Genomic DNA, 5,663 nt, shown 5'->3' with positions numbered 1-5,663 from the left:
ATTCGACGGCGAACAGAGGCAGCAAGTTGCCTGCGGTAGAGTCGCTGGCGCAGTCGGTCGAGGTGCTCAAGGCGAGCGCCACGGCTTCAGCCGGCAACAGCAGTGGCGGCGACGATGGCAGTGAAGGCGCCTCAAGCGCTGCCCCTGCCTTCAGCGCTCCGCAACTGCAACTCTCCAGCCCGGCCGGCATCGCCGCCACCACCCCGGCCAGCGCCATCCTGGCCGCCGGCGTGACCAGCAGCGTGACCGCAGGCAAGGACATCAACCAGATCGCTCAAGGCAACCTGCACCACCTGGCCAAGTCCGGCATCAGCCTGTTCACCTACGGCAAGGTCAGCAACAGCAGCAAGCCGGTGCAAGACAGTGGCATCGCCTTGCACGCGGCCTCCGGCAAGGTGAGTGTGCATAGCCCCTCAGGACAGACCTCGCTGACCTCGGCCAGGCAGTTGACAGTGGCCAGCGTGGGCAAGGATGTGCAGATCACCGGCAAGCAGCATGTGCAGTTCAGTGCGCAAGGAGCGTGGATCAAGCTGGAGGGCGGCAATATCGAAGTGCATGGGCCGGGGGCGATGGAGTTCAGGGGGAGTGTGAAGGAGTTGACTGGGCCGCAGGGGAGTTCGTCTGGATTGGCGATGAAGACCGGGACCATGAAGGGATGTGAGCAGTCCACTCAGGATGCCAACCATACCCTGTCTGGCTATCAAATACTGTAAGTCAGGTGAAGCGATGGAAAACGAACAATTGCTGACGACAGTACCCGCCTGGGATGGCCATCTCCATGCACTTCACCGACTGATTGCCGAAGAAAGTGACGGACAGTGCCTGTTATGGCTCAACCCCCTTGCCCACCAAATGGGTCTTGCAGGAACAAAGGCGAAGGAATGTGTAGCGATACCTATTGAGCATCCGCGCTTTGATCGTCGGTTTGCGCCGAGTCTTCTTCCGCTGGATCTCCAGCGTTACGAAGACAGTGAAATCTTCGCCAACAGCGTGGCCATGGCCTGGACAGCTTGGGACTTTGAGACCTTGCAAGCATCTCCAGGACAACCTATAGCTGGATGGGTGATCGGCTCAATGAGCGCCAAAGAGTTGGCCGGACATTGGGCCAGATCCGTGTGCATCCATCACGAAAAGGGACAAAGCCGTCTATTACGATTCAATGACCCCGCTGTTCGTGAGTGGCTTTGGCCAACGCTGACTCCAACGCAAAAATCCACGCTCATCGGCTCAGCTGATGCGCTGATCAGCATTGGTCGCCAGCAGCAGATAGAGCTGGCGCGTCGAGAACTGGACATGGAGTACCCACAGCCGCAAGAGCGTTCGTGGCAAGCGCCGTTGAAACTTTCGGCAACCCAGTGGTATCGCCTGGAGCACTATGCAGAAATACATGCAGCGTGGATGTATTGGTTAAGCGAAGGGGGTGATCGCCATCAGATACTCTCCCAAGACAGCATTTTCTCTGCATTGCTAGCAGCGACAGAAAGGGGCCTTTCGCACCCCGATGACCGCATCCTTTTCATCTTTCATTTGCTCCAGTTGGGAGAGATTTTCTATCACGACGCACGTCTAGAATCCGTGTGGGAACGTACACGCCTAGGCGAAGCTTACTCGGAATCCATCACCGAAACCCTTGGTCTATCCGCGCAGCACTTGGCGCAATTTTTAACGGATAAATAAAAAATGGGCTGCACGAATCCCCAGAATCCTCAATGCCGGAACTGCAATAAGGACGGCCTGGCCATTCTTCCTTGTCGCTATGCGGTAGTTCCAAAGAGCATCCCAGCAACATTGCCCGCTGGTCTCGGCGACAAGGTGAAGGACGTCTCCATTGACCATCATCAATATGCCTTGCGAGTACTGCGACAGGGGTATGCCTACGTCTACTATGAACGCCATCCAACCAACGTTCTTATCAAATGGGAGACCTATGGCGTCAGTGAGACAGGGTATTTGTGGAAAATGAACTCACACCTGCAGATATCCCCTGTCACCAGCGATCCCACCTGCGCGAGATCAGGGCATAACTTGCCGGCATCGGTGATCGTGATTCCGACTCCGGAGAAGTGCGGCAAGGTATGGATTGCTTTTTCAGACCATCCATGGAGCGCAGAAACCTATAAAGATTTCCAGTTGCATCCAGCCTCGCGCGCGAAAAGAATGCAGGCTTTCGAACCTGCAAAATGGATAGCCTCGGGAAAATACCAGCACTGCCTGCCGGCAACCGAATCCAATATCAACCAGGTTCTGGAATACAACCCATCGTTTGATCCGGCGTCCCTCAACGAACCCTTGAATATCAAGGGATTTACCACCAGGAACGGCGGTGCTTCGCAAGCGAAGTTGGAGCGCGAAGTGACGCGCCATCGGGTCTGGATGCGTAAGGACCAGTGCGCCCCTCTGATCAAAGTAATGACCGAGATAGGCAAGAGCGCCAAGGGACCGTCAAAGAAGCCGGCATTACTTGCCGTATGGGACGCCATGGGCATCGCCCTCGAACTCAACAACTTCTATGCCGAACCTATGGCATGGGCCAATCAATACCAGACCGAAAGGGAATTCCAGATCGACGGCATGATGACGCTCGATAATCTTCAGAAACTACTGACGGATCACTCCACGCAGGTACAAGCCCGCAATCGCGACTTGTACAACAAGCTCGAAGTCCTTCCGCGCAACATAGCGCAGAGAAGAGCTCGCGCCCAGAGTTTGCCAGCAGACATGCAGCAACGAGAGCAGGATATCAACGATACGTTGGAATATCTGGAGCAACACGAGATCGCTCAATCTCTCGGCTATGACGACCAATTGACACGCGCTTATTGGGAGAGTCCGGCACAACGCGCGGCAACAATTGCTCGCATCCGACAAGAAGTCGACAATTTGGTTGTTGAACGCGGCAAAGCGCAGGAACGGATCATCAAGCACGAATGGGAGAAATGCCAGAAGAAACTCGACATGCGGGCCTACAACGATTTTAAATCCGAGTTCGGAAAATTTGAGGATAGATTGCAGAAGGTGCTGGATCAACGGCATGAAGATCTGATTGCGTGGTTGCAAGCGGGGCCATTCATTGATGCACTGACTGAATTCAATCCTCACGATTTGATGGACGGAGTCGCTTTTGAAAACCATATTGGGGACGCGATCTACGGCATCAACAGGACTGCTGCAGGCAGAGCCAAGCTCGATGAATGGATCAAGGAAATGAAGGCCTCAGATGGGAATCTCGTCTGGCGCACCTTGGCGCGAAATCAGGCAGCCGCCATTTCCGGGACTTAATCTGGCGTTGGAAGGAGGCACACGACTGAAAAATGAAAAAGTACATGCCCCCTTCAGCAATGTGACCGGATATGTTCAAAAGACGTTGAAGATTCTCGTCGATGTCTATAAAAAAAGTGCCGGCATTGCCAATGCTAACGAGAAGGCCTTGGCAGGTACTGCTACGGCTTTTGGCGTACCGATCATGCCAGTACGCATGATCAACTTGAACGGTTTTGACCGATGGGCGGCCACCACCGGAGATCGTATCTTCAAGCATTTCACGGTCATAGAAAGTCTGTCCGAGATGGCGAGTGAAAAGCTGATCCAGTACATGTTCGCCATTCGGGCCAATATCGAACACAACGTCGCGATTTCCCAGATCGCGAAGATGATCGACTCTACCCAGCTTGAGCGAGAGAACACGCTTGCCATCTTGCGTTCTGGCGGGGAAATCCCAAAACCGACCGCCAGTGGAAGTCCGCAAACAACGGTCAAGGATGTTGGTACGAAGTCCGAGATCGGCCCCGGTTATGTCGCCATCCGTGACCAGAAAGCAGCCTGGGAAAAAGCGATCAAAGGCGAAAAGGCCCCCGGCATCTTGAGAGATACGCGGATCGGCTTTCTCGTGCTCTTCATTGAGGGCATCAATACGATGAAGTTGCTCTACGACTGCAATACGAAAAAAGATGGTAAGAGCTTTGCGATGCTGGCGGCATCATTCATGTCGATCGGCGCGGCAATCGCGGACATCGTGGCAACTCAACTGAAAGAGTCTCCAGGTGCGGAGAGTATTCCGTATCAGAAATTTAAGTTTGGTGGGGCGGTATTAAGTGTTGGGGCTGGGATTATCGGGATGGTTTTTGATTTTATGGACGCTCAAAAAAGTCTCGACAGAGGACAGCGCCCGCTATTTTTTGCATATCTAACCAAGGGAGTATTGGGTTTAGCCAATGTAACGATGACTATGCTTGCCACACTTACCTACGCCGCGCCTTTAATAGGACGAGCAACAGGATCGCTTGCGATTGCAAATGCTGCCGGGCAGGTGGCGCGACCGCCACTGCACTATCGGGCGGCGAATACTATTCATGTCGCTGGGAGCCTGGGTATCTGTTGTGAGCTTTGGCGTCCAAATAATCATTTGGGTGATTACCGATGATGCACTGGAAGATTGGTGCTCACTCTCCGTATTTGGAATAAAAAGAAATTCCAATGCGTCATATTCAGATAGTTCTGTTCAGCAAAAAGCGCTCGAAAAGTCGCTTATTGAGATAGGGGTAATTTAATGGTTTCCTTTTTAAGGATAAAAAGTAGCGACGATCTGCTGATGGCAAGCGGAGTTATTGAAAACTACGAATGTACTCGCGCAGAAGCTAGCTTCGCACTTACACGGAACGACCAACGAGTAATGGAAATTTCCGCCGTGGCCAACGCATTGGCTGGAATGGGTGGAATAGCCACTTCTCAAATGGCCAATGCCTCTCATATCGAGGAGGCAGCAGATTATGTCTCGTTCGATATTGATGGAAAAAGGTATCAAGGATGGGTATGGAGAAGCCCGTTCGTCGAAGGTGATGCAGTCAACGTTGTATATCGCAAAACGAGCGATGGCCATGAGCTCACCGCCATTGCAAGACCTTCAGACCAGATGATTGCTCTTTATCCTTACTGCAGTCGCGGAGTTTTTGCGCACTGGAAATCCGTTTTAAAGGCTTGGTTTATATGGGTATTTTGTTTGATTTCTGTTGTAATTTTCTTTGCACTTGGGATGTTCTTAGGATTTACAAGGGAGTTATTCTTGGACATAGATAACTACATATTCTTGGCCTGCTTTATAGGGGTTTTCTCAGCATTCGCTATCAATATGGGCTTTAAGTTATTGCCATTCTCACGCGTTGCAGAAAGTGTTTTTGCAGCATTGGGCTGGGAAAAACCCTCACGAATTGACTTGAAAAAAACCTCCAAGAAGAAGAGAAAAGAAGGCGATCCAGGGGAATACGGGACTTTCTATTTTCGGTATTAATAGATCGCTGTCTAAATTCAAATAAAGGTCGTAACGACTGTCGAGGATGTAATGAGCCTCTTGTGAGGTCCCGAACCGATGATTTCCCTTTCGAAGATCAAAACCAGCGATGACCTTTTGATGGCAAGCGGATTGATAAGAAATTACAAATGCCTCCGCGCCGAGGCCAGCTTCGTACTGACAAGGAACAACCAGCGTGTAATGGAGATGTCTGCGGTTGCCAATGCCTTGGCTGGAATGGGTGGAGATATCAAGGATGGGTATGGAATTCTTTTAATGGCCGTTGGCACAGGAGCATCACTTTTAGTCTTTACTCTTCAAGTTCTTATCTGGATTTTTAGCGACGACGAATTGCAAAGCTGGTGTTCTTTATGGCCTT

At 51.7% G+C, this 5,663-nt stretch carries 5 protein-coding genes and 1 pseudogene; all 6 read left to right on the top strand.

Features of this window, described 5'->3' with window-relative positions; translation table 11 throughout:
• The coding region (locus I5W_RS06595) for a DUF2345 domain-containing protein (RefSeq protein ID WP_148289048.1) at window positions 1–713 on the top strand (713 nt) is incomplete at its 5' end.
• 13 nt (window positions 714–726) lie between these two features.
• Window positions 727–1,677, top strand: coding sequence for a DUF4123 domain-containing protein (locus I5W_RS29020; protein ID WP_050010626.1), 951 nt, complete (start codon window positions 727–729; stop codon window positions 1,675–1,677).
• A 3-nt stretch (window positions 1,678–1,680) separates the two neighbouring features.
• Window positions 1,681–3,279 carry a T6SS effector BTH_I2691 family protein gene (locus I5W_RS29015; protein ID WP_148289047.1) on the top strand — a complete coding sequence of 533 codons (1,599 nt, stop codon included), beginning with the start codon at window positions 1,681–1,683 and terminating at the stop codon, window positions 3,277–3,279.
• Window positions 3,218–4,420: a hypothetical protein gene (locus I5W_RS29010; protein WP_148289046.1), complete on the top strand. Its 1,203-nt coding sequence runs from the start codon at window positions 3,218–3,220 to the stop codon at window positions 4,418–4,420. The genes I5W_RS29015 and I5W_RS29010 overlap by 62 nt, the downstream gene beginning before the upstream one ends.
• Window positions 4,421–4,546: 126 nt before the next feature.
• On the top strand, window positions 4,547–5,284 hold the full coding sequence (locus tag I5W_RS06580) for a putative type VI secretion system effector (protein WP_044528632.1): 738 nt from the start codon (window positions 4,547–4,549) through the stop codon (window positions 5,282–5,284).
• Between the two features lie 78 nt (window positions 5,285–5,362).
• Window positions 5,363–5,663, top strand: a pseudogene (locus I5W_RS06575) (hypothetical protein); the annotation flags it as partial.

The organism is Herbaspirillum sp. B65, from assembly GCF_000333555.1.
In the GTDB taxonomy this organism is placed as follows: domain Bacteria; phylum Pseudomonadota; class Gammaproteobacteria; order Burkholderiales; family Burkholderiaceae_D; genus Herbaspirillum; species Herbaspirillum rubrisubalbicans.
Note: the sequence above shows the minus strand (reverse complement) of the source record. Positions and strands in the feature narration are given on the sequence as shown.